The organism is Burkholderia sp. AU27893, assembly GCF_002223205.1.
Taxonomy (GTDB): Bacteria; Pseudomonadota; Gammaproteobacteria; order Burkholderiales; family Burkholderiaceae; genus Burkholderia.
In genome coordinates, this window is record NZ_NKFD01000001.1 from 1,103,318 (window position 1) to 1,124,743 (window position 21,426).

18 protein-coding genes and 1 other RNA gene are annotated in these 21,426 nt (G+C 68.1%); 7 read left to right on the forward strand and 12 right to left on the reverse strand.

What is annotated here, in order from left to right:
* Positions 1–67: 67 nt before the first annotated feature.
* Both CFB47_RS05185 and CFB47_RS05190 read right to left on the reverse strand, forming a co-directional pair.
* Complete coding sequence (locus CFB47_RS05185; RefSeq protein WP_089460578.1) at positions 68–1,444, reverse strand: amidase; 1,377 nt, start codon at positions 1,442–1,444, stop codon at positions 68–70.
* A gap of 6 nt (positions 1,445–1,450) precedes the next feature.
* Complete coding sequence (locus tag CFB47_RS05190; protein WP_089460579.1) at positions 1,451–2,131, reverse strand: GntR family transcriptional regulator; 681 nt, start codon at positions 2,129–2,131, stop codon at positions 1,451–1,453.
* A gap of 279 nt (positions 2,132–2,410) precedes the next feature.
* Between CFB47_RS05190 and CFB47_RS05200 the strand changes: the two genes are divergently transcribed.
* Positions 2,411–3,601, forward strand: coding sequence for a gamma-glutamyl-gamma-aminobutyrate hydrolase family protein (locus CFB47_RS05200; protein ID WP_089455796.1), 1,191 nt, complete (start codon positions 2,411–2,413; stop codon positions 3,599–3,601).
* 115 nt (positions 3,602–3,716) lie between these two features.
* Positions 3,717–4,409, forward strand: a complete 693-nt coding sequence (locus CFB47_RS05205) for a DUF2968 domain-containing protein (RefSeq protein WP_089455797.1) — start codon at positions 3,717–3,719, stop codon at positions 4,407–4,409.
* A 75-nt stretch (positions 4,410–4,484) separates the two neighbouring features.
* On the opposite strand, the gene CFB47_RS05210 is transcribed toward CFB47_RS05205, so the two are convergent.
* Complete coding sequence (locus CFB47_RS05210) at positions 4,485–5,435, reverse strand: hypothetical protein (protein WP_089460580.1); 951 nt, start codon at positions 5,433–5,435, stop codon at positions 4,485–4,487.
* A 351-nt stretch (positions 5,436–5,786) separates the two neighbouring features.
* Here CFB47_RS05210 and CFB47_RS05215 point away from each other — a divergent pair, with 351 nt between their 5' ends.
* Positions 5,787–7,082: an MFS transporter gene (locus tag CFB47_RS05215; protein ID WP_089440365.1), complete on the forward strand. Its 1,296-nt coding sequence runs from the start codon at positions 5,787–5,789 to the stop codon at positions 7,080–7,082.
* A gap of 84 nt (positions 7,083–7,166) precedes the next feature.
* Here the strand turns inward: CFB47_RS05215 and CFB47_RS05220 are convergent, their stop codons facing one another.
* Positions 7,167–9,080 (reverse strand): tetratricopeptide repeat protein, encoded by a 1,914-nt coding sequence (locus CFB47_RS05220; protein WP_089455799.1) that lies wholly within the window; start codon positions 9,078–9,080, stop codon positions 7,167–7,169.
* Between the two features lie 58 nt (positions 9,081–9,138).
* On the opposite strand from CFB47_RS05220, the gene CFB47_RS05225 reads away from it, so the two are divergent.
* Positions 9,139–10,782, forward strand: a complete 1,644-nt coding sequence (locus CFB47_RS05225) for an FAD-dependent monooxygenase (protein ID WP_089455800.1) — start codon at positions 9,139–9,141, stop codon at positions 10,780–10,782.
* 8 nt (positions 10,783–10,790) lie between these two features.
* On the opposite strand, the gene CFB47_RS05230 is transcribed toward CFB47_RS05225, so the two are convergent.
* Genes CFB47_RS05230 through CFB47_RS05245 form a run of 4 tightly spaced genes read right to left on the reverse strand, consistent with a single transcriptional unit; the run spans position 10,791 to position 16,093 of the window.
* The gene (locus tag CFB47_RS05230; protein WP_089439486.1) at positions 10,791–11,042 is read right to left on the reverse strand and encodes a formate dehydrogenase subunit delta; all 252 of its coding nucleotides are present in this window, start codon (positions 11,040–11,042) and stop codon (positions 10,791–10,793) included.
* 7 nt (positions 11,043–11,049) lie between these two features.
* Positions 11,050–14,001 carry a formate dehydrogenase subunit alpha gene (gene fdhF / locus CFB47_RS05235; RefSeq protein WP_089460581.1) on the reverse strand — a complete coding sequence of 984 codons (2,952 nt, stop codon included), beginning with the start codon at positions 13,999–14,001 and terminating at the stop codon, positions 11,050–11,052.
* A gap of 17 nt (positions 14,002–14,018) precedes the next feature.
* Positions 14,019–15,596, reverse strand: coding sequence for an NADH-quinone oxidoreductase subunit NuoF (locus tag CFB47_RS05240; protein ID WP_089460582.1), 1,578 nt, complete (start codon positions 15,594–15,596; stop codon positions 14,019–14,021).
* Positions 15,593–16,093, reverse strand: coding sequence for an NAD(P)H-dependent oxidoreductase subunit E (locus CFB47_RS05245; protein WP_089461354.1), 501 nt, complete (start codon positions 16,091–16,093; stop codon positions 15,593–15,595). The genes CFB47_RS05240 and CFB47_RS05245 overlap by 4 nt, the downstream gene beginning before the upstream one ends.
* A gap of 129 nt (positions 16,094–16,222) precedes the next feature.
* Between CFB47_RS05245 and CFB47_RS05250 the strand changes: the two genes are divergently transcribed.
* The 3 genes from CFB47_RS05250 (at position 16,223) to CFB47_RS05260 (ending at position 18,436) form a co-directional block, all read left to right on the forward strand.
* Positions 16,223–17,329, forward strand: a complete 1,107-nt coding sequence (locus CFB47_RS05250; RefSeq protein WP_089460583.1) for a substrate-binding domain-containing protein — start codon at positions 16,223–16,225, stop codon at positions 17,327–17,329.
* Positions 17,330–17,430: 101 nt separating this feature from the next.
* Positions 17,431–17,700, forward strand: coding sequence for a hypothetical protein (locus CFB47_RS05255; protein WP_089460584.1), 270 nt, complete (start codon positions 17,431–17,433; stop codon positions 17,698–17,700).
* 382 nt (positions 17,701–18,082) lie between these two features.
* Positions 18,083–18,436, forward strand: a complete 354-nt coding sequence (locus CFB47_RS05260) for a DUF4148 domain-containing protein (RefSeq protein ID WP_089460585.1) — start codon at positions 18,083–18,085, stop codon at positions 18,434–18,436.
* 274 nt (positions 18,437–18,710) lie between these two features.
* Here CFB47_RS05260 and ssrA read toward each other — a convergent pair.
* The 4 genes from ssrA to ompA form a co-directional block, all read right to left on the reverse strand.
* Positions 18,711–19,080: a transfer-messenger RNA gene (ssrA, locus tag CFB47_RS05265) on the reverse strand.
* Between the two features lie 17 nt (positions 19,081–19,097).
* Positions 19,098–19,814 carry a phosphoglycolate phosphatase gene (gene gph, locus CFB47_RS05270; protein ID WP_089455806.1) on the reverse strand — a complete coding sequence of 239 codons (717 nt, stop codon included), beginning with the start codon at positions 19,812–19,814 and terminating at the stop codon, positions 19,098–19,100.
* Positions 19,815–19,827: 13 nt separating this feature from the next.
* Positions 19,828–20,526, reverse strand: a complete 699-nt coding sequence (gene ubiG, locus CFB47_RS05275) for a bifunctional 2-polyprenyl-6-hydroxyphenol methylase/3-demethylubiquinol 3-O-methyltransferase UbiG (protein WP_089424797.1) — start codon at positions 20,524–20,526, stop codon at positions 19,828–19,830.
* Between the two features lie 154 nt (positions 20,527–20,680).
* Positions 20,681–21,352 carry an outer membrane protein OmpA gene (gene ompA, locus CFB47_RS05280; RefSeq protein ID WP_039343284.1) on the reverse strand — a complete coding sequence of 224 codons (672 nt, stop codon included), beginning with the start codon at positions 21,350–21,352 and terminating at the stop codon, positions 20,681–20,683.
* Positions 21,353–21,426: the final 74 nt, after the last annotated feature.

Consider the following 21,426-nt stretch of genomic DNA (forward strand, 5'->3'; position numbering starts at 1 on the left):
CTGACAGCGCGCGTGCGGCAACCTGCCGCACCGCGCGTCGTGCCCGCCGACGCCCGCTCGGCGGCGCTCAGCGGATCGTGTTCAGCACGGCCTCGACCGCCTGGCCGATCGCGAGCAGCGCGTCGTCGCGATGCGGCGCGGCCGCGAGCATCAGGCCGACCGGCGCCGCGTCGCGCGGATGGCAGGGCAGCGACAACGCGCATGCGTCGAGGAAGTTGAACGCGCTCGGGTTGCGCAGGATCAGCGCGTTGGTGCGCGTGAAGGCATCGTCGTCCGCTTCGAGTTCGGCGATGCGCGGCGGCACGACCGGCACCGTCGGCGCGACGAGCGCATCGAAGCGCGACCAGACCGTGTGGGCCGCTTCGTCGAGCATCGCCATGCGCGCGGCGAGCAGGTCGAGATAGTCGGCCGCGCTCGCGGGTTCGCCCTTCAGGATCCGCGTGAGCACGCGCGGGTCGTACTGGTCGCGGTGCTTGGCGAGCAGCGGGCGATGCCACGCGTAGGCCTCGATCGGCGAGAAGCCGAAGCGGTTGACGTCCGGCAGCCGGTCGAGCGCGGGGAAGCGCACTTCCGTGACGATCGCGCCGGCGGCTTCGAGATGCTTGAGCGCGGCGTCGAGCGCGGCCGCGACGTCGGCATCGACGCCGTCCGTCACGTAGTTCGTCAGCACGCCGAGCCGCACGCCTTCGAGCGGCCGGGCGGCCGGCACGTGCGGTTCGAGGCCCGCGAGCATCCGGTCGACGAGCGCGCAGCAGGCGACCGTCAGCCCGATCGGGCCGAACGAGTCGAGCGTCGTCGACAGCGGCACGCCGCCTTGCGTCGGGATCCGGCTCGCGGTCGGCTTGAAGCCCGTCAGTCCGCACAGGGCGGCCGGAATGCGGATCGAGCCGCCCGTGTCGGTGCCGAGCGCGACGGCGGCCATCCCGTCGGCGACGGACGCGGCCGCGCCGGACGACGAACCGCCGGAAATCCGCGCGTCGCCCGGCACATCGCGGTGGTACGGCGAGCGCGGATGGCCGAAGTGCGGGTTCAGCCCGAGCCCCGAGAACGCGAACTCGCTCATGTTGGTGCGGCCGACCAGCACCGCGCCCGCGCGCTTGAGCCGCGCGACCGCGACCGCGTCGGTGCGCGCGGCCGGCGTGCCGTCCAGCACGCGCGAACCCGCGCGCGTCACCTGGCCCGCGACGTCGAACAGGTCCTTGACCGACACCGGAATGCCCGCGAGCGGCGACAGCACGGTGCCCGCCGCGCGCAGCCGGTCGTGGGCGTCGGCGGCCGCGCGCGCGTTGTCGGCATCGACTTCGGTGAAGACGACCGCGCCCTGGCCCGACGGATCGGCGATCCGGTCGAGCGCGGTGTCGACGAGCGCGCGGCTCGTGGTCCGGCCGGCGGCGAGGTCGGCGGCGAGCTGGGCGAGCGGGGGGAAGGGCGTGAAAGTGGTCATGGCGGCTCAGGGGCGAAGATGTTGAAGAAGCGTGGAGCGGAACGAATCGATATGACTTTCGACGGCCGCGCGTGCGCCGGCGGCGTCACGCGCGGACAGCCGATCGAACAGTTCGCGATGCTCGTGCTGGACGTCGGCGAGATGGTGAGGTTCGGACAGCGTGACGAACCAGAAGCGCAGCGAGCGCTCATGCAGCCCGCGCAGGATGTCGGCGAGGACCGCATTGCGCGCGGCCGCGGCGATCGCCTGGTGGAAGGCGCGGTCGAGTTCCATCATGCCTTCGACGTCGTGCGTGTCGACGCAGGCCTGCCCGTCGTCGAGCAGCGCGGCCAGGCGCGCGAGATCGTCGGGCGTTGCATGGCGCGCGGCGAGTTCCGCGCAGTGCGCTTCGTTGATGCGCCGCACGTCGATTACCGCGACGATGTCGTCGAGCGACAGCGGCTGCACCATCAATCCCTTGCGCGGCATCACGGACAGCAGCCCTTCGAGCACGAGCCGATGCACGGCCTGGTGCACCGGCGTGCGGCCGATGCCGGTGCGGGCGACGAGATCGGCTTCGTTGAGGGCGGCGCCGGGCTTCAGGCGCATCGTGATGATGTCGCGCTGGATCAGCGCATACGCGCGGTCGGCGAGGCTGGCCGTCGGTGCGGCCAGGTGCTCGCGGGTGACGTCGGTCAGGGCATTCATGCGGGATGCGGCGCGGCGGCTGGGCGGAGCGCGATCATGGCGCTGGCGGTCGGGAAGCGTGGACGATCCGTGGATATTATTGTGATATATCACTGGTGTCCAGTACTGGTGGTGCCGTATCAGCGTGGCCGGCGCGCGGGCGGGGACGCTCCCCGACGCAGTTCGCCGCCGATTTGCAACAATATCGACAGGATGTTGCAGGTTTGCCGCTCGATCGTGCGCTGAAGCATAATGAATCCTCGTTATCCATACGCGTGAGCGACGTACCAGACCATCGTCATGAGCGAAAACACGCCTTCCCCGGCCGGTCTGCCCGGCACCTCCTCCGTTTCTTCCGATTCACCCCGTACCGATCCGGCGAAAGCGCCCGATGCGCCGGCCGCCCAGGCCGCCGCGCAGAACGTCGCTGCTGACGGTGCGTCACCGGTTACGGCCGCGTCCGAGCCGGGCGCGCCCGGGGCGACAGGCGCCGCCATCGATGGCGCTGCCGCCGCCGCGCCGCCGAAGGCGGGAACGCCGCCCCCCGGATTCGGCGCGCAGCCTGATTTCGACACGCCGCGCCCGCCGCCCGCGAGCGCGCAGAATGCGCCGCCGGCCTATCTGAAGCAGAGCGACACGCCGTGGTCGGTATTCGGCCGGATCGTGGCCGCGCGCGCCCGCCGGCTGTTCGACCGTGCCGGCCAGCGCATCACGCAGCGCACGCTGCGCATCGGCGTGTCGGCGCGGATCTTCCATCCGGAACCGGGGGCGAAGGGGCTGCGAGGCAAGACGCTCCAGTACCTCGAGGAATCGATCGCGCACTGGGTCATGTCGCGCGACGTGCTCGTGTTCATGATTCCGACCGTCGGCCATCAGGGCATGATTCACCCGAGCAACATCCGCCTGCGCGACTACGCGAAGCATCTCGACGGCCTGCTGCTGCAGGGGGGCGCCGACGTATCGCCGCAAACCTATGCCGCGTCCGACGCCCGCCCCGAATGGCCGGGCGATCGCGTGCGCGACATGTACGAGCTCGAGCTGCTGCACGAGTTCGTTGAATCCGGCAAACCCGTTCTCGGCGTGTGCCGCGGCTGCCAGCTGATCAACGTCGCGTTCGGCGGTTCGCTGTACCAGGACATCGCCACCGACGTGCCGACCGCGAATGCGCACGTGAGCGAGCATTACGACCAGCATCGTCACGCGATCCGCTTCCCGGATTCGTCGACGCTTGCGAGCATGTTCCCGGGGCGCAGCGAAGCGATCGTCAACTCGATCCACCATCAGGCGATCCGCGATCTCGGCCGCGATCTGAACATCGAGGCCGTGTCGGCCGGCGACGGGATCATCGAAGGCATTCGCCATCGCCGTTCGCCGTTCGTCGTCGGCGTGCAGTGGCACCCGGAGTTCCATCGTGCCGGCGGGTCGGAGCTGCTCGACTGCACGCCGCTGCTCGATGCATTCCTGCGCGCGGCGCGCGAAACCCGCCTGTAGCAAGCCGCATGCTTCGCGTCGTACGACGGCCGGCCGCATCCCGACAAATTCGAGATGCGGCCGTTTCGTTTTGAACGATAATCGCGAGTTCCGATTCGTTTGCCGGAGTCTGACGTTGGCTTTCCGAAATTTTTCCCCTGCACGATGCGCGACGTGGATCGTTGCGCTGGCTGCCTGCGCGCAAGCGGGCGTGGCCTGGTCCGCTGACGCGACGGCGCCCACCGCCGGTACGCGTCCGGCGGTCACGAGCCTGCGTGGCGACACGGCGGCATCCGCCACGGCTGCGACGGATGCCGCCGCACGAGGCAACGTCGCGGAGCTGACGCAGATGCTGCACGACGGCCGGATCGTCGAGATGCGCACGACGTACAACGGCAGCTACGGTGCGAGCCTGATGTTCGACCCGCGCGAGATGACGTACTACGTCGCGCTGTTCCAGGACAAGCATCTGTGGCGCGTGATCCGGTCGCAGGAAAAGACCCGCGCCGAGATGGTCTATGCGAACTTCGTTCAGCAGACCGTACAACTCGCCGATATCGAGATCCGCCGTACCGAGCTGGACGCGCAGAAGGCGTTTCTCGAGCGCGTGATCGCGCTGCAGGCGAATCGTGCGCAGCAGTTGCAGGCCGACCTGAGCGTAGCGCGTAGCCAGCAGGCTGAAGTCGCGCAGCGGCAGCGCTCGGCGCAGGAGCAGGCGCAGGCGCTGCAGGTCGAGAAGCGGGCTGCACAGATGCAGCTGCGCGATCTGCAGGAGCAGGTGCGACAGCTCGAGAAGCAGACCGAGACGGGGCTGCCCGCGCACAAGTAACGAGTCGTCAGACGGACGCAGAGACGAGCAAAACCCGGCGAAGCAAGCTTCGCCGGGTTTTTTCATGGCCGGCCGTTAGCGCGCGAATGCGCCCGGCGTATCGGTCAGGCGGCGGTGGGACAGCTGTGCCGTCCAGTCCACGCCGGTGGCGGGCGCGTGCGTTGCAGGGACAGGCTCGGTAGCGCGCAGCGCGCTCGCCATCGCGATCAGCGTGAGCGGATCGTCGAGCGTGTCGCGCATGTCGCCAGTTGCACGCGGCAATGCGGCGAGCCGATCGCGGGTGCGGGTGTCGACCGTGCTGCCGCTGATCGGCGGTCGCGTGGCCATCCGCATCACGGTTGGTGTTCGGACCGGCGCCGCCGCCATGCGCGTGCCGCTGGAACGAGGCGATGCGGCAGTGGCGGTCGGCGGTACGCTGGACGTTGCCGTTGGACGAAGCGAGGCGGGAGGACGCGCAACCTGGTGCATGGCCGGCAGGGGCTCGGCCGTTGTCGCGACAGGCGCTGCCATCTTGCGCGGCGAAGGCGCGCTCGTCGACGTACTCGGCTGAACTGCAGCGACCCGCACGGCAGCGGAGGACGACGTCGCGTGATCCGGTACGCCACCGGCCGCGTGAATCGCGTAGGCAGGCCCGAACCCTGCAATCGGTTCATACGTGGCAATCAGCCAGCCGATGATGCCGAGCGCGCCGATACTCCAGCAGATCGCGTACTTCGCACGCCGGTCGCGAAAGCCGCCGGCGATACGGGGGAAGCTCGGGGCCGCAGCGGCAGGCCGTGCAACCGGCGACCCGGCACGCGTCGGTGCCGACGCCGTGATCGGCAGCGGCTGCCAGTGGCATGCGCGGTGCGGCCGGTCCACGTCGATGCAGGACGTCGTCAGTGTCGCGAGGCAGTGCTTGCCGGGCCGCGCACCGGGGGCGCCGCGAAAGGTCCAGTCGCGGCCGAGCGACGGCACGTGATCGAGCGGAGCGACGCGGGGGCGGGCGAGTGCGCCTGCAACGGGGACGAGGGACGATGGAGTCATGAGGGCGGGGCGCCATGCGACACGGGCATCCGTGCCGGTGCGGCGCGGATATGTCGTCGCAAATCGAGACATTGTCGTCAGCCGGCGAAGGCTGGTCGATCAGATCAATCTGATTTTTGCTGCCGTTTCGGGGCGACTTGTACGAGGAGAACGTCGCGACCGCACCGGCAGGGGCGACACAAGGCAAATGTCGGCTTGGCGTGGCATGATGCGTGAACCATGCCGGTGCGCGCGTCGTTGCGCGGTGCGCCGCCGGCGGGCAGCGATGCCCGTGCGCGCCGGCCCGGCGCCGCGTGCGTCGTCGGATCCATGCGGCGCGGATTCGCGCCATCCGAGCTGAGCGAGAAAAACATGTCCACAGCGTCACCCGCCATCGCGCAGGAATCGAAAGTCCGCACCGTGTTCCGGGTCGTCAGCGGCAACTTCCTGGAAATGTACGACTTCATGGTCTACGGCTATTACGCGTCGGCCATCGCGAAAACCTACTTTCCGAGCGGCAATGCATTCGCGTCGCTGATGCTGTCGCTGTCGGTGTTCGGCGCGGGCTTCCTGATGCGGCCGGTCGGCGCAATCGTGCTCGGCGCGTACATCGACCATCACGGCCGCCGCAAGGGGCTGATCCTGACGCTCGGCCTGATGGCGATCGGCACGCTCGCGGTGGCCGCGATACCCGGCTATGCGACGATCGGCGTGCTCGCGCCGGTGCTCGTGCTGCTCGGCCGGCTGCTGCAGGGCTTCTCGGCCGGCGTCGAACTCGGCGGCGTGTCGGTCTACCTGTCGGAGATCGCGACGAAGGGGCACAAGGGGTTCTATACGTCGTGGCAGTCGGGCAGCCAGCAGGTGGCCGTCGTGTTCGCCGCGCTCGTCGGCGTGCTGCTGAACCGCGCACTGCCGGCCGAGGAGATGACCGCGTGGGGCTGGCGCATTCCGTTCCTGATCGGCTGCCTGATCGTGCCGTTCCTGTTCCTGATCCGTCGTTCGCTGAAGGAGACCGACGAGTTCCTCGCGAAGCGTCATCGTCCGACGATGGGCGAGATCATGCGTTCGATGCTCGATAACTGGGGCGTCGTGGTGGCGGGCATGGGGATGGTGATCATGACGACGGTGTCGTTCTACATGATCACCGCCTATACGCCGACGTTCGGCAAGGAGGTGCTGCACCTGTCGTCGCTCGATGCACTCGTCGTGACCGTCTGCGTGGGGGTCTCCAATCTCGTGTGGCTGCCGCTGTCCGGTGCGTTGTCCGACCGCGTCGGTCGCCGCCCGGTGCTGATCGCGTTCACGGTGCTGACGCTGTTGACGGCGTACCCGGCCGTGCTGTGGCTCGTCGGCGATCCGTCGTTCCTGCGGCTGCTCGCGGTCGAGCTGTGGCTGTCGTTCCTGTACGCGTCGTACAACGGGGCGATGGTCGTTGCGCTGACCGAAGTGATGCCGGCCGACGTGCGCACGGCCGGTTTCTCGCTGGCATACAGCCTGGCGACGACGATCGGCGGCTTCACGCCCGCGATCTCGACGCTGCTGATTCATCAGACCGGAAACAAGGCGGCGCCGGGGTTGTGGCTGAGCGTTGCCGCGATTTGCGGGCTGATCGCGACACTCGTGCTGTATCGCACGTCCGAGGCGCGCAACCAGTACAAGGCGGCCTGACCGGCAGCGGTATGACGCGCGGCGCCGGCCGCACACCATGCAATGAAAAAGGGAGCGCGGCGCGCTCCCTTTTTTCGTGTGCGTTCAGGCTTCGCGCAGCATGCCGGCGACCGCGGCCGCCACGTCGTGCCATTCGCCCGGCGCCGGCTGGCGCGCGAGCCTGGCCTGCGGATACCACGGGCAGTCGTCGCCGGTGAACCAGCGCCAGTCGGGCGCGAACGGCAGCATCACCCACAGCGGCTTGCCGAGCGCGCCGGCGAGGTGCGCGACCGCCGTATCGATCGTGACGACGCCGTCGAGCCGATCGATCAGCGCGGCCGTGTCGGCAAAGTCGTTCAGCCGGCCGTCGAGCCGATGCACGCGCGGATGCGCGTCGACGCGCGCGCGTTCGTCGTCGTCGAGTGCGGGCTGCAGCACGATCCAGTCGATGTCCGGCAGCGCGAGCAGCGGTGCGAGCGCGTCGAACGGCATCGAACGGTTTTCCTGCGCCTGCCGGCGCCCCGACCACGCCAGGCCGAACTTGCGCTTCGATTGCCCGCCGAGCGAGCCGCGAAAGCGCCGGCCGGCGCCGTCGGGGGCGTCGAGGTAGCGCGAGCCCGCGACGATGTCCTCCTTCGTCTGAAGCCCGAGCAGGAACGGCAGGCTCATCAGCGTGCACGCGACATCCGCGGCAGGCGGTCTTGCCGCGCCCAGCGCGACGAGCGTCACGCGCCAGCGCGCCGCGGCCGGCGCCAGCAGCGTAACCAGTTCCGGCTGGACTTCGAGCACGACGCGCGCGCAGCGTGCGCGGGCGAGCGGCACGAAGCGGACGAACTGCAGCGTGTCGCCGAAGCCCTGTTCCGCGCGGATCAGCAGCGTGCGCGACGCAATCGGCTCGCCTTGCCAGCGCGGCAGCGTGCCGAGCGGCGTCGCGCCGGGCGTGTCGTGGCGGGCTTCGTACGCGGGCAGGCCGCGCGTGAAGTCGCCGAGCGTCAGCAGCGTGACCGCGCGGTGCAGCCGTGCCAGCGTGAGATCGGGCGCGACGCGCAGTGCCTGGTCGAAAGCGCGCAGCGCCATCTCGTGCGCACCGAGCGCGTGATGGGCGTTGCCGAGATTCAGCCACGCCAGGCTGAACGACGGATCGAGACCGACCGCACGCTCGTAGTAGGGCAGCGCGTCGCGGTGGCGGCCCTGCGCGCTCAGTGCGTTCGCGAGCCCGAACAGTGCGAGCGGAAACGACGGATGCAGTGCGAGCGCGGCTTCGAACGCGGCGGCCGCCTCCGCATGCCGGCCGACCGCATCGAACGTGTTGCCGAGATTGAAATGGGCGGCGACGAAGCGCGGCTGCGCGGCGATCGCCGCCTGGAAATGCGCGATTGCGTCGTCGGCACGGCCCATCGCGTTCAGCGCCATCGCGAGGTTGTTGTGCGCGCCCGCATGCCCGGGCCGCAGCTCGAGCGCGCGATGGAACGCGGCGAGCGCGTCGTCGTGGCGGCCGAGCGCGTTCAGCGCGTTGCCGAGATTGTTGTGGATCGATGCATCGTCGGGCGTGAGCCGCAGCGCGCGGCCGAATGCATCGATCGCATCGTCGTGGCGCTGCAGCGCCGCATACGCGTTGCCGAGGTTGTAGTGCGCGAGCGGAAATTCGGGCGCGAGCGTCAGCGCGTTGCGAAAGCGGTCGACTGCTTCGTCGAGCCGGCCGAGCGCCTTCAGCGCGTTGCCGAGATTGAGCTGCAGCGCGGCGTCGCCCGGCCGCAGCGCGACGGCGCGGCCGACGAGATCGGCCGCCTCGGCGTGCTGGCCCTGCTGGTGCCGCAGCACGCCGAACAGATGCAGCGCGTCGGCGTCGGCGGGATTGGAGGCGAGCGCGTTGCGATAGCCGTGCTCGGCCTCGGCGAGGCGGCCCGCGCGGTGTGCGGCATACGCCCGGTCGAATGCGGAATCCATAACGCGATAACTGACGGAAAGCGCGTATTTTCCCACACCGCGCGGGGGGGCCGCGCGTCGGCCGATCGGCATATGGCCCCGTCACGCGGAGCGGCGTAGACTTGCAGGATCGCGTGTCATCGAGGTTCTCATGGCTGACACACTGCCCGATATCCCGCCCGTGCTGATCGTCGGCGCGGGGCCGACCGGCCTTGCCGCGGCGATGAGCCTCGCGCGAGCCCGCGTGCCGGTGCGCATCATCGATCGGCTCGCCGCACCAGCGCCGTATTCGCGCGCGATCGGCATCCAGGCGCGCACGCTCGAATTGCTCGAGCAGCATCGCGCGGTCGAACCATTTCTCGCGCTCGGTCATCGTGCCCATGCGGCCGCGCTGCATGCCGACGGCCGCGTGATCGCGCGGCTCGATTTCGATCCGTTGCAAACGCGCTATCCCTACCTGCTGTTTCTCGACCAGACCGTCACCGAGCGCCTGCTTGCCGACCATCTGGCCCGGCTCGGCGTGACGGTCGAGCGCGGCGCGACGCTGACCGCGTGCGAGGCGGGTGGTGCGTCGCTCGACGTGTCGATCCGCTGCGCCGACGGCCGCGACGAATCGTTCGCGCCGTCGTACCTGATCGCTGCCGACGGCGCACACAGCACGGTCAGGCATCTGCTCGGCCTGGGCTTTGCCGGGCATGCGTTCGAGCAGACCTTCCTGCTCGCCGATTTCGCGGCCATACCCGACTGGCCGGACGAAGAGATCCACCTGTTCACGACATCCGACGGCATCGCCGGCCTGTTTCCGATGGGCGGTGGACGTTACCGGCTCGTGGCCGACCGGCCGCCCGGCAGCGACGCGTCGCCCGATGCGCCGACCCCGTCGCTCGCGGAATGCGACGCGATCGTGCGTGCCCGTGCCGGCGTGTCGATCTCGCCGAGCGATCTCGCGTGGTCGTCGTATTTTCATCTGCACAGCCGGATGGTCGACCGGCTGCGTCACGGCCGCGTGTTCTTCGCGGGCGACGCCGCGCACGTCCACAGCCCGGCCGGCGCGCAGGGCATGAACACCGGCATCCAGGAGGCGTTCAATCTCGGCTGGAAGCTCGCGCGCGTGCTGGGCGCGGGCACGCCCGAGCGGTTGCTCGACACGTATCACGCGGAGCGTCATCCGATCGAGCGCGACGTGTTGCGGCAGACCGGTTTCGTCACGCAGATCGTCGAAGCCGAGCGTGGCGCGATGAAGCTGCTGCGCGATCACGTCGTGCCGGTGCTGGCGTCGTTCGGGCCGATGCGCGACGCGGTGCGGCGCACGGTCAGCGAGCTCGGCGTGCAGTACCGGAAGAGTCCGCTGACGCTCGAGCGCGTGCTCGATGGCGGGCCGCGCGCAGGCGAGCGGGCACCCGACGCGCACGTGCGGGTGCTCGACGGGCCGCTCGGTCAGGCGCCCGGAACGGCGCGACTATACGATCTGCACGATCCAGCGAGCTTCACGTTGCTGCTGCTGGAAGAGCCGGTGAATGCCGACACCGGCGCGGTGCCGCCGATGCCGGCCGATGCGCAGGCGCTCGTGCAGGGGCTCGACCGGATCATGCCGGATGCGGTGCGCGTCTGGCGCGTCACCGATGCCGAAGGCGGCGATACCGGGCTCGCGCAGGAATACGGCCGCTCGCGGCCGTCGTTTTACCTGCTGCGCCCGGATGGTTACGTCGCCGCGCGCGGGCGCACGGCGACCGACGCAAACGCGCTGCTGCGCCATTGCGAAAGCTGGTTCGCGGGCATGTCGCGGTCCGCGTAGCGGTGCCGTCAGGCGCTCGCCGCGGCGGGTACGAGCGACGCGCGGTGCGCGGCGATCGCGTCGCGCACGATCGGTGCCGCACGTTGCCCGGCCTCGCTCGACGGATCGTCGAGCGCCGCGAGCAACGCGCGGCGCATGCGCGGTTCCCAGAAGCGCCGGATATGGTCGGCGATGCCGGTCAGCGCTTCGTCCCGATCGGGCATCGATTCGAAGAACGCGCCGATCTGGTTGGCCATGTCGACCAGGTGTCCGTTGTCCATCGCTTCCTCACTTGCCTGTCGACACGCCGGCGGTCGCGGCTTCGCGGCGCTCGAGCAGGTCGAGCTGCTCCGCGTTGAAGCGCGCATACGCTTGCTGCCAGTCGGACGGCTGCGCGACGGGCAGCACCTGCACGGCCGTCACCTTGTACTCGGGGCAGTTCGTCGCCCAGTCCGAGCTGTCCGTCGTGATCACGTTCGCGCCCGATTCGGGGAAGTGGAACGTCGTATAAACGACACCCGGCTGCATGCGTTCAGTCACGAGCGCGCGCAGCACCGTCTGCCCCGCACGCGACTCGATGCCCACCCAGTCGCCGCTGTGGATACCGCGGTCCTGCGCGTCGTGCGGATGAATCTCGAGGCGATCCTCTTCGTGCCACCGCACGTTCTCGGTGCGGCGGGTCTGCGCGCCGACGTTGTACTGCGACAGGATGCGGCCCGTCGTCAGGATCAGCGGATAGCGCTGCGTGACTTTCTCCGGCGACGCGATGAACTGCGTGATCACGAACTTGCCCTTGCCGCGCACGAATGCGTCGATGTGCATCGTCGGCGTGCCTTCCGGCGCGTGCTCATTGCACGGCCACTGAATGCTGCCGAGCGTGTCGAGCTTCGCGTAGGACACACCCGAGAAGGTCGGCGTGAGCCGCGCGATTTCGTCCATGATTTCCGACGGATGCGCATAGTCCATCTCGTAGCCGAGCGCGCGCGACAGCATCAGCGTGACTTCCCAGTCCGCGTAGCCCGCGAGCGGCGGCATCACCTTGCGCACGCGCGAGATGCGGCGTTCCGCGTTCGTGAACGTGCCGTCCTTCTCGAGGAACGACGAGCCGGGCAGCAGCACGTGCGCGTATTTCGCGGTCTCGTTCAGGAAGATGTCCTGCACGACGATGCATTCCATTGCCGACAGCGCGGCCGCGACGTGCTGTGTATTCGGATCCGACTGGACGATGTCCTCGCCCTGGCAGTAAAGCCCCTTGAAGCTGCCGTCGAGCGCCGCGTCGAACATGTTCGGGATGCGCAGCCCCGGTTCCGGTTGCAGCTTCGCCGACCACGCCGCTTCGAACTGCGTGCGCACGACCTCGTCGCCGATGTGCCGGTAGCCGGGCAGTTCGTGCGGGAACGAGCCCATGTCGCACGAGCCCTGCACGTTGTTCTGGCCGCGCAGCGGATTGACGCCGACGCCTTCGCGGCCGATGTTGCCGGTCGCCATCGCGAGGTTCGCGATGCCCATCACCGTCGTCGAGCCCTGTGCGTGTTCGGTCACGCCCAAGCCGTAATAGATCGCCGCATTGCCGCCCGTCGCATAGAGGCGCGCGGCTTCGCGTACCAACTCGGCCGGCACGCCCGTCACGTCGGCGGTCGCTTCGGGCGAGTTGTCGGCTCGCGAGACGAACTCGCGCCATTGCTCGAATGCACGCGTCTCGCAGCGCTCGGCGACGAATGCGTCGGCGACGAGCCCTTCGGTGACGATCACGTGCGCGAACGCGTTGACGATCGCGACGTTGGTGCCGGGACGCAGTTGCAGGTGGTGCGTGGCCTTTACATGCGGGCCGTCGACGACGTCGATGCGGCGCGGATCGATCACGATCAGCTTCGCGCCTTCACGTACGCGCCGCTTCAGCCGGGAGCCGAACACCGGGTGGCCGTCGGTCGGGTTCGCGCCCATCACGACGATCACGTCGGCCTGGCCGACCGATGCGAACGTCTGCGTGCCGGCCGATTCGCCGAGCGTTGTCTTGAGGCCATAGCCCGTCGGCGAGTGGCACACGCGTGCGCAGGTGTCGACGTTGTTGTTGCCGAACGCGGCGCGCACCAGCTTCTGCACGAGGTAGGTTTCCTCGTTCGTGCAGCGCGACGACGTGATGCCGCCGATGGAATCGCGGCCGTACTTGTCCTGCAGCTTGCGGAATTGCGTTGCCGCGTAGGTGAGCGCTTCGTCCCAACTGACTTCGCGCCACGGGTCGGTGATCTTCTCGCGGATCATCGGCTTCGTGATGCGGTCCTTGTGCGTCGCATAGCCCCACGCGAAGCGTCCCTTCACGCACGCGTGACCCTCGTTCGCGAGGCCGTTCTTGTGCGGCGTCATGCGCACGACCTGCGTGCCCTTCATCTCGGCCTTGAACGAGCAGCCGACGCCGCAGTATGCGCAGGTCGTGACGACCGAGTGTTCGGCCTGCCCGAGTTGCACGACGGATTTTTCCTGCAGCGTGGCGGTCGGGCAGGCGGCGACGCACGCGCCGCACGACACGCATTCCGACGCCATGAACGATTCGCTTTCGCCGGCGGCCACGCGCGATTCGAAGCCGCGTGCGGCGATCGTCAGCGCGAACGTGCCCTGCGTTTCCTCGCAGGCGCGCACGCAGCGGTTGCAGACGATGCACTTCGACGGGTCGTACGTGAAGTACGGATTCGATTCGTCCTTTTTGTCGCGCAGGTGATTCGCACCGTCGAAGCCGTAACGCACCTCGCGCAGCCCGACCACACCGGCCATGTCCTGCAGCTCGCAGTCGCCGTTGGCTGGGCAGGTGAGGCAGTCGAGCGGATGGTCGGAGATGTACAGCTCCATCACGTTGCGACGCAGCGACTGCAGCCGGTCCGACTGCGTGCGCACCTTCATGCCCGCTTCCGCAGGTGTCGTGCACGACGCCGGATAACCGCGCCGGCCTTCGATCTCGACGAGGCACAGCCGGCACGAGCCGAACGGTTCGAGCGAATCGGTCGCACAGAGCTTCGGGACGTTGACGCCGGCTTCGATCGCCGCACGCATCACCGACGTGCCGGCCGGCACCGTGACCGGCTGGCCGTCGATTTCGAGCGTGACGTCGGTATCGGCATGCCGTTGCGGCGTGCCGTAGTCGGTATCGTCGAACGGATCGAGGGCACGCGCCTGCGCAGCGCTCTTGCACGCGCATTGGCCCGAGCCGCAGCCGCCTTGGCGGACGTTGTTCGTGTCGAGGGACATGCAGGGCTCCTTCTGGGTCAGGCCGCAGCCTTGACCGGACCCGACGCGGCAGGTTTGCCGGCAGCGAGCCCGAAATCTTCGGGGAAATGGTCGAGCGCGGACAGCACCGGGTAGGGTGTCATGCCGCCCATGGCGCACAGCGAACCGGCCAGCATCGTGTCGCACAGGTCGCGCAGCAGCGTGACCTGCCGCTCAGACGTATCGCCGTGGCGAATGCGTGCGATGGTCTCGACGCCGCGCGTCGAACCGATCCGGCACGGCGTGCACTTGCCGCACGACTCGATCGCACAGAACTTCATCGCGTATTCGGCGAGCTCGGCGAGGTTCGACGTGTCGTCGTGCAGCACGATGCCGCCGTGGCCGACCACCGCGCCGATCGCCGTATACGCTTCGTAGTCGAGCGGCACGTCCCACTGGTGGTCGGGCAGGTAGGTGCCGAGCGGGCCGCCCACCTGCGCGGCACGTGCGGGCCGGCCGCTGGCCGTGCCGCCGCCGAAATCGAACAGCAGTTCGCGCAGCGTGACCCCGAACGCGAGTTCGACGAGGCCGCCGTGGCGGATGTTGCCGGCGAGCTGGAACGGCAGCGTGCCGCGCGAGCGGCCCATCCCGTAATCGCGATAGAACGCGGCGCCGCGCGCGAAGATCACGGGCGCCGTTGCGAGCGTGATCACGTTGTTGATGACGGTCGGCTGGCCGTACAGGCCGGCGAGCGCGGGCAGCGGCGGTTTCGCGCGCACGACGCCGCGCTTGCCTTCGAGCGATTCGAGCAGCGCCGTTTCCTCGCCGCACACGTACGAGCCCGCGCCTTTCGCGACGTGCAGCTCGAACGCGTGCGCGGAGCCGAGCACGTGCTCGCCGAGCCAGCCGGCTTCGCGTGCACGGACGATCGCGGCTTCGAGCGTGGCGATCGCGTGCGGGTATTCGCTGCGTACGTAGATGTAGCCGACCGTCGCGCCGGTCGCGACGCCCGCGATGATCATCCCTTCGATCAGGCAGTACGGGTCGCACTCCATGAGCAGGCGGTCGGAGAAGGTGCCCGAATCGCCTTCGTCCGCATTGCAGACGATGTATTTCTGCGTGGCGCGTGCTTGTCGCACCGTGCGCCACTTGATGCCGGCCGGGAACGCCGCACCGCCGCGGCCGCGCAGCCCCGATTCGATCAATGTTTCGCACGCGGCATCGCCGTCGAGCGCGAGCGCGTTCTTCAGGCCGGCGAGGCCTTCGTATCGCAGGTAGTCGTCGATCGACAGCGGGTCGGTCAGGCCGATGCGGGCGAACGTGAGACGCTGCTGGCGCGCGAGATAGGGCAGCGCGTCGACGAGGCCGACGCCGCTCGGATGCGTGCCGCCTTCGAGCCAGTTTGCGTCGAACAGGGCCGGCACGTCGGCGGCCGACAGGTTCGCATAGCCGACGCGGCCGGCGGCCGTGCCGACCTCGACGAGCGGCTCGAGCCACAGCAGCCCGCGCGAACCGTTGCGGACCAGTTCGATGGCGATGCCGCGGCGTTCGGCTTCCGCCTCGATCGCGGCGGCGAGCGCGTCGGCGCCGAGCGCCAGCGCGGACGAATCGCGCGGGACATGGACGCGGGTCGTCATGCGGCCTCCGGGGTGCGGGCGACGGCGTCGGCAAGCAGCGCGTCGAATTTTTCCGGCGTGACCTTGGCATGCAGCACGCCATTGACCGTCAGCGACGGCGACTGCGCACACAGTCCGAGGCAGTAGACCGATTCGAGTGCGACGTCACCGGGGGCATGCGCATCGGCGGCATCGCCGTGCGCCGTATCGAACCGGCAACCCGTGCGGGCTTCCGCATGCGCGGCCAGCGCTTCGCAGCCCATGCTGCGGCACGCTTCGGCGCGGCACATCTGGATCGTCACGCGGGCGGGCGGCGCGGTGCGGAAGTGGTGGTAGTAGGTCAGGACGCCATGCACTTCGGCGCGCGACAGGTTGAGTGCGCGGGCGAGCGGCGCGACGCAGCCTGGCGGCACGTAACCCGCGTCGTCCTGGATCGCGTGCAGGATCGCCACGAGCGACCGGCCGGCGCGTGCATGGCGCTCGACGAGCGCGTCGGGCGCTTGGGAATTCGGGGACATCTTGTGCTCCTCCAAAGTCTCATATGCGCTCGATGTTCATATAGTGCGCATCGCAACTTCGTTCTGATTGATTTTAACCAACGATAAGCGGAAGATTTGGCGGTCGCAATAGGAAATCGGAGTGCATAATTGATTCGCATCGAATGCGACGCGTATCTGACCGTACGCGACACGGAAGGCCGTGCGGCCAGCCTGTCGGATGTTGCGCCGTTGCTCGAACTCGTGGCCGACACGGGCAGCATTGCGCAGGCCGCGCAAGCGAAAGGGCTGTCCTACCGGCACGCATGGGGCATGCTGCGTGCGCTGGAGGCGTGCATCGGCGGGGAACTGATCGAAACCGCGCGCGGCAAGGGCTCGACGCTGTCGGCGCTCGGGCAGGCCGTCGTCGAAGCGCAGCGCCTCGCGCGCAGCCGGCTCGACGGGAACCTGCGCACGCTGGCCGCCGAAGTGGCGAGCGACCTGAACCGGCGGCTCGCGCAGCGCGACGGCGCCGTGCGGATCCATGCGTCGCACGGCTACGCGGTCGCGACGCTCGTCTCCGCGCTGGTCGATGCGCAGGCGGCTGTCGACATCAAGTATCGCGAGAGCGTCGAGGCCGTGCAGGCGCTTGCCCGCGGCGAATGCGACCTGGCCGGCTTCCATCTGCCGCGCGGCGCGTTTCGCGCGCAGTGCGCGCAGATCTACCGGCCGTGGCTCGACGATACGCGCCACGTGCTGATCCACCTGACGCGGCGCCAGCAGGGGCTGTTCATTCCGCGCGGCAACCCGAAGCAGGTTCGCGGGCTCGCGGATCTCGCGCGCCATGACATCCGCTTCGTCAACCGTCAGCCGGGGTCGGGCACGCGCATGCTGCTGGATCTCGCGCTGCGCGCGATCGGCATCGATCCCGAGCGCATCGACGGCTACGCGTCGGCCGAGCTCACGCATTCGGCGATCGCGGCGTTCGTCGCGAGCGGGATGGCCGATCTCGGTTTCGGCGTCGAGCCGGCCGCCCATCATTTCGGGCTCGATTTCATCCCGGTCGTCGATGAAGACTATTACTTCGCATGTGAGCGCGCGCGGCTCGACGCGCGGCCGCTCGCCGGTGTGCTGGCGCTGCTGCGCGATGCGCGCTTTGTCGAGCGCGTCGCGCATCTCGACGGCTACGATCCGGCTGCGTGCGGAACGCTGACGAGCATCGCGTCGGGGCTGGCCGGCGGCGACGGCGCGGGCGTGCCGGCGGGCAATTCCCGGTAACGCGGACGCACTCGAACCGCGATGCAGCAGCAAGGGATTTGCGCTACGCTTGCCGCTTGACCAACGTTCCAACAAGTACGCCGTTCAAGCGTCATCCCGCCATGAAATTTTCCGTTCCCCTCACCGCGGCAGTGTTGACCGCGGGGCTGCTGGCCGCTGTTTCGCCGTTTGCGCTCGCGCAGAATTCGCCCGGTGTGCCCGGCGGTATCCTGAGCGAACAGTTTCGCCTGAACGAGCATCCGCAGATGCCGTTCGCGGCGTCCGCGCCGTCGCAGAAATACCAGAGCGGCAAGAAGTCGGCCTTGCGCCGCAAGGGTGACCTGGGGGACCCCAACGGCTGCAATCTGAAGTGTCCGATGGATAGCCGGTAACCTGGCCGACGGGCGCGTCCGAACGAGAGGGCCGCCTGCAGTGCCGATTCGATCGGCGGGTGTTGCGCGCGCATGTCGACCTGGCTGTGCGATTGGTGATGGCAGGAGTCCCGTACGATTCCGATTTTGTCCGAGCCCCGCGAAGCGTTGCCGCTTAGCGGGGCTTTTGCTTTCCGTCGAATCGTCATGCGATGCGATACCGGGCGATGAAGAGGAGGTGCGTTGCCGGCCTGGCGGCTGATTTAGGGTTAACCCGTAAATCAGGAAGGATGTCTTCCAGAAACCTGCCTTATTCTTAAGCATCCGCCTACATAAACTTCGGGTTGTCAGCGATGAACAAGGTGTTCACCGCGAACACGGACAAATCTGGAGGTAGGTCATCATGAAATCGCTCGTTCAAGCTGTTGTCGTTGCTGCCGCTCTCGTTGCCCCGGTCGTGTCGTTCGCCCAGTCGGGTTCGGCGATCACCCGCGCGCAGGTCCGTGCCGAACTGGTCCAGCTGCAGCAGGCTGGTTACAACTCCGCTCGCGGTGAAGATCCGCACTACCCGGAGGCGATCCAGGCTGCCACCGCGCGTGTTGCGGAGCAGCAGCGTGCCGCGCTGGCGCAAGCGCAAGGCGCCGACGCGAGCGGTTACGGCGCACAGGCACAGGGCGCATCGGCATCGGGTTCGCGTGCGATGGGCGTGCGTCCGGCCACCGCTGAAGAAATGAAGTCGCTGTATCGCGGCAGCTAAACCGCGTATTGCCCGGTGTGCGTGAATGCCGGGTGCGACGACGCGTCGCGCCTGGAGCCGCAGCACCCGGGCGGGCCGCTGCCTGGCGCGATCGATGAGTGCGCGGGCACGGCAGGCTATCCGTCACCTCCTGTCGCCGGAAGTCCGGTGGCATTCCGCCCGGCCCACCCGTGGCTGGGCGCTTTTTCGGAAGGAGCGGGTGCGTGCGTTTCGCCGGCAACAAAAAACCCCGCAGACTTGCGTCATGCGGGGTTCGTGCGGCGAGCGCGGAATTTGGTGGAGGCGGCGGGAATCGAACCCGCGTCCAGAAGCGCTCCACGACTAGTTCTACATGTTTAGTTCTGTCATTTGATTTAACCGCAGCGACGCGGACGAACACGCTGCACTACGGCGATTCGCTAGGTTTTCGACCCTGGCGTCGCGACGCCGACAGGGCTTAACTGACGTAAATGACCTCTGGCGGTATTGCTACCGGTCTTGCGACACTAGCCCGTCAGTGAACTAGGCAGAGGACGGCGGCCGTTAGGCTGCCAGTGCGAACGTATCGTCGTTTGCAGTTACGATTTTCCCATTGATTAACGAGGTGACGGGTCCTCGACATGCCCTAGCCGCTTCACAACCCCTGTCGAAACCAGGTCGCCCCCGCGGATAAGATCGATCATTATAGCCCAACATCGCGCAGCAGTTCGCGCAGTTGCAGCGTCGTGTCGACGAGATGCTGCGCTTGCCAGTCGGCCGGCGCGGCGCCATCCCCGCAATAGCCGTACGCCGCCGCGACCGTCGCCATGCCGGCGGCACTCCCGGCTTGAATGTCGCGCAGGTCGTCGCCGACGTAGACGATGCGCGCAGGCGCGAGCGTCAGCTGGTCGGCCGCATGCAGCAGCGGGGCCGGGTGCGGCTTCGGGTGCGGCGTTGTGTCGCCCCCGACGACGCAGGCGGCGCGCCGCGCGAGGCCGAGCAGGTCAACGAGCGGCGCCGTGAGCCGCATGGCCTTGTTCGTGACGATGCCCCAGCGCACGCCGCGCGCGTCGAGTTCGTCGAGCACGTCGTCGATACCGGGGAACAGCGTCGTATGCACGCACAGATCCGTCGCGTAGTTGGCCAGGAACTCGTCGCGCATCGCTTCATAACCGGGCGTGTGCGGATCGATGCCGAACGCGCCGCCGAGCAGGCCGCGCGCGCCGGCCGAGGCTAGCGGCCGCAGCACGTCGAGCGGTGTCTCGGGCAGGTCGCGCACGCGTTGCATCTTGTTGACGGCGGCCGCGAGATCGGGGGCCGTGTCGGCGAGCGTGCCGTCCAGGTCGAACAGCACGGCATCGCAGTGCAGCAGGCGCGGTTCGTCGAGTGCCGCCCGCGCGGTCGAGAGGGGAGTCGTCATGCCGGTTGGAAGGTCACGCGCCGCGACGGCACGCGACGAGGTAGTTGATGTCGGCGTCGTTCGACAGCGCGAAGCGCTTGCCGATCGGGTGATACGTGATGCCCTTGATCTCCACGATGTGCAGATCCGTTGCCCGCACGAAGCTGGCCAGTTCCGACGGACGGATGAAGCGCGCGTAGTCGTGCGTGCCCTTCGGCAGCATTTGTGCGATGTACTCCGCGCCGATCACGGCGAACAGGTATGCCTTCAGGTTGCGGTTCAGCGTCGAGAAGAACACCCAGCCACCCGGCTTCACGAGCGTCGCGCAGGCGGCGACGATATCGCCGGGCGACGGCACGTGCTCGAGCATTTCCATGCACGTGACGACATCGTAGGTGCCCGGTTCGCGCGCGGCAATTGCTTCGGCCGCGATGGCCTCGTAATCGACCGAGATACCGCTTTCGAGACTGTGCAGGTCGGCGACGCCGAGTGCTTCGGTCGACAGATCGATGCCTTTCACCTGCGCGCCCAGTCCGGCCATCGATTCGGACAGGATGCCGCCGCCGCAGCCGATGTCGAGTGCGCGCTTGCCGGCGAGGTGCGCATGCGCATCGATCCAGCCGAGCCGGACCGGGTTCAGGTCGTGCAGCGGCTTGAATTCGGCATTCGGATCCCACCACCGATGGGCGAGGTCGCTGAATTTCTGGAGTTCGTGCGGATCGGCGTTGGTCATGTCGGCAAACGGGCTACGGAAGGAGGGCGGTGCTGCGATTCGTCAGCCCCGAGTATATAAGAAGCGGACGAGCGGCGAAGCGGAGAGCGCCTGGGCGGGCGTCAAAGAAAAAGCCCCGCCGGAGCGGGGCTTTGAAGCAGTCGAAAACCGCGGCTTAGTTTGCCGGAACGGTCGTCTTCTGGACTTCTTGCGTACCAACCACTTCGACTTCCACGCGGCGGTCCGGTGCGAGGCAGGCGATGAGTTGCTTGCGGTTCTTCTGGTTGCAGCCAGTCGTAACCGGGTTGCGCTTGCCCTTGCCTTCCGTGTAGATCTTGTTGGCCGGCACACCCTTGCTGACCAGGTACGACTTCACGGCTTGCGCACGGCGCAGCGACAGACGGTCGTTGTACTTGTCCGAACCGATGCGGTCCGTGTAGCCCGTTGCGACGACCACTTCCGTGTTCATGCCCTGGATCTTCGACGACAGTTCGTCCAGCTTTTGCTTGCCCAGCGGCTTGAGCGTTGCCTTGTCGAAGTCGAACAGTGCGTCAGCTTGATACGTGATCTTCTGGCTCGTGATGGCCGGAGCGACCGGAGCGACCGGAGCCGGTGCCGGTGCCTGGGCGACCAGTGCGCCATCGCACTTCGCGTTGGCGGTGGCCGGCGTCCAGAACGCATCGCGCCAGCAGAGCTCGTTCGTACCGTTCATCCACACCCATTCGCCCGTGCCGTTGACCCAGTTGTCATTGACGGCTTGGCGCGACGCCGGCACCGACTGTGCCGAAGCGGATGCAGCCATAACTGCGGTAGCTGCAATGAACGCGAGCTTTGAAAGTTTATTCATATTTCTCCTCTCGAAATTGAGATTACCGCAGGTTTACTGCGAGCCTGTTGACGGTGACAAGTCATACATTGCTC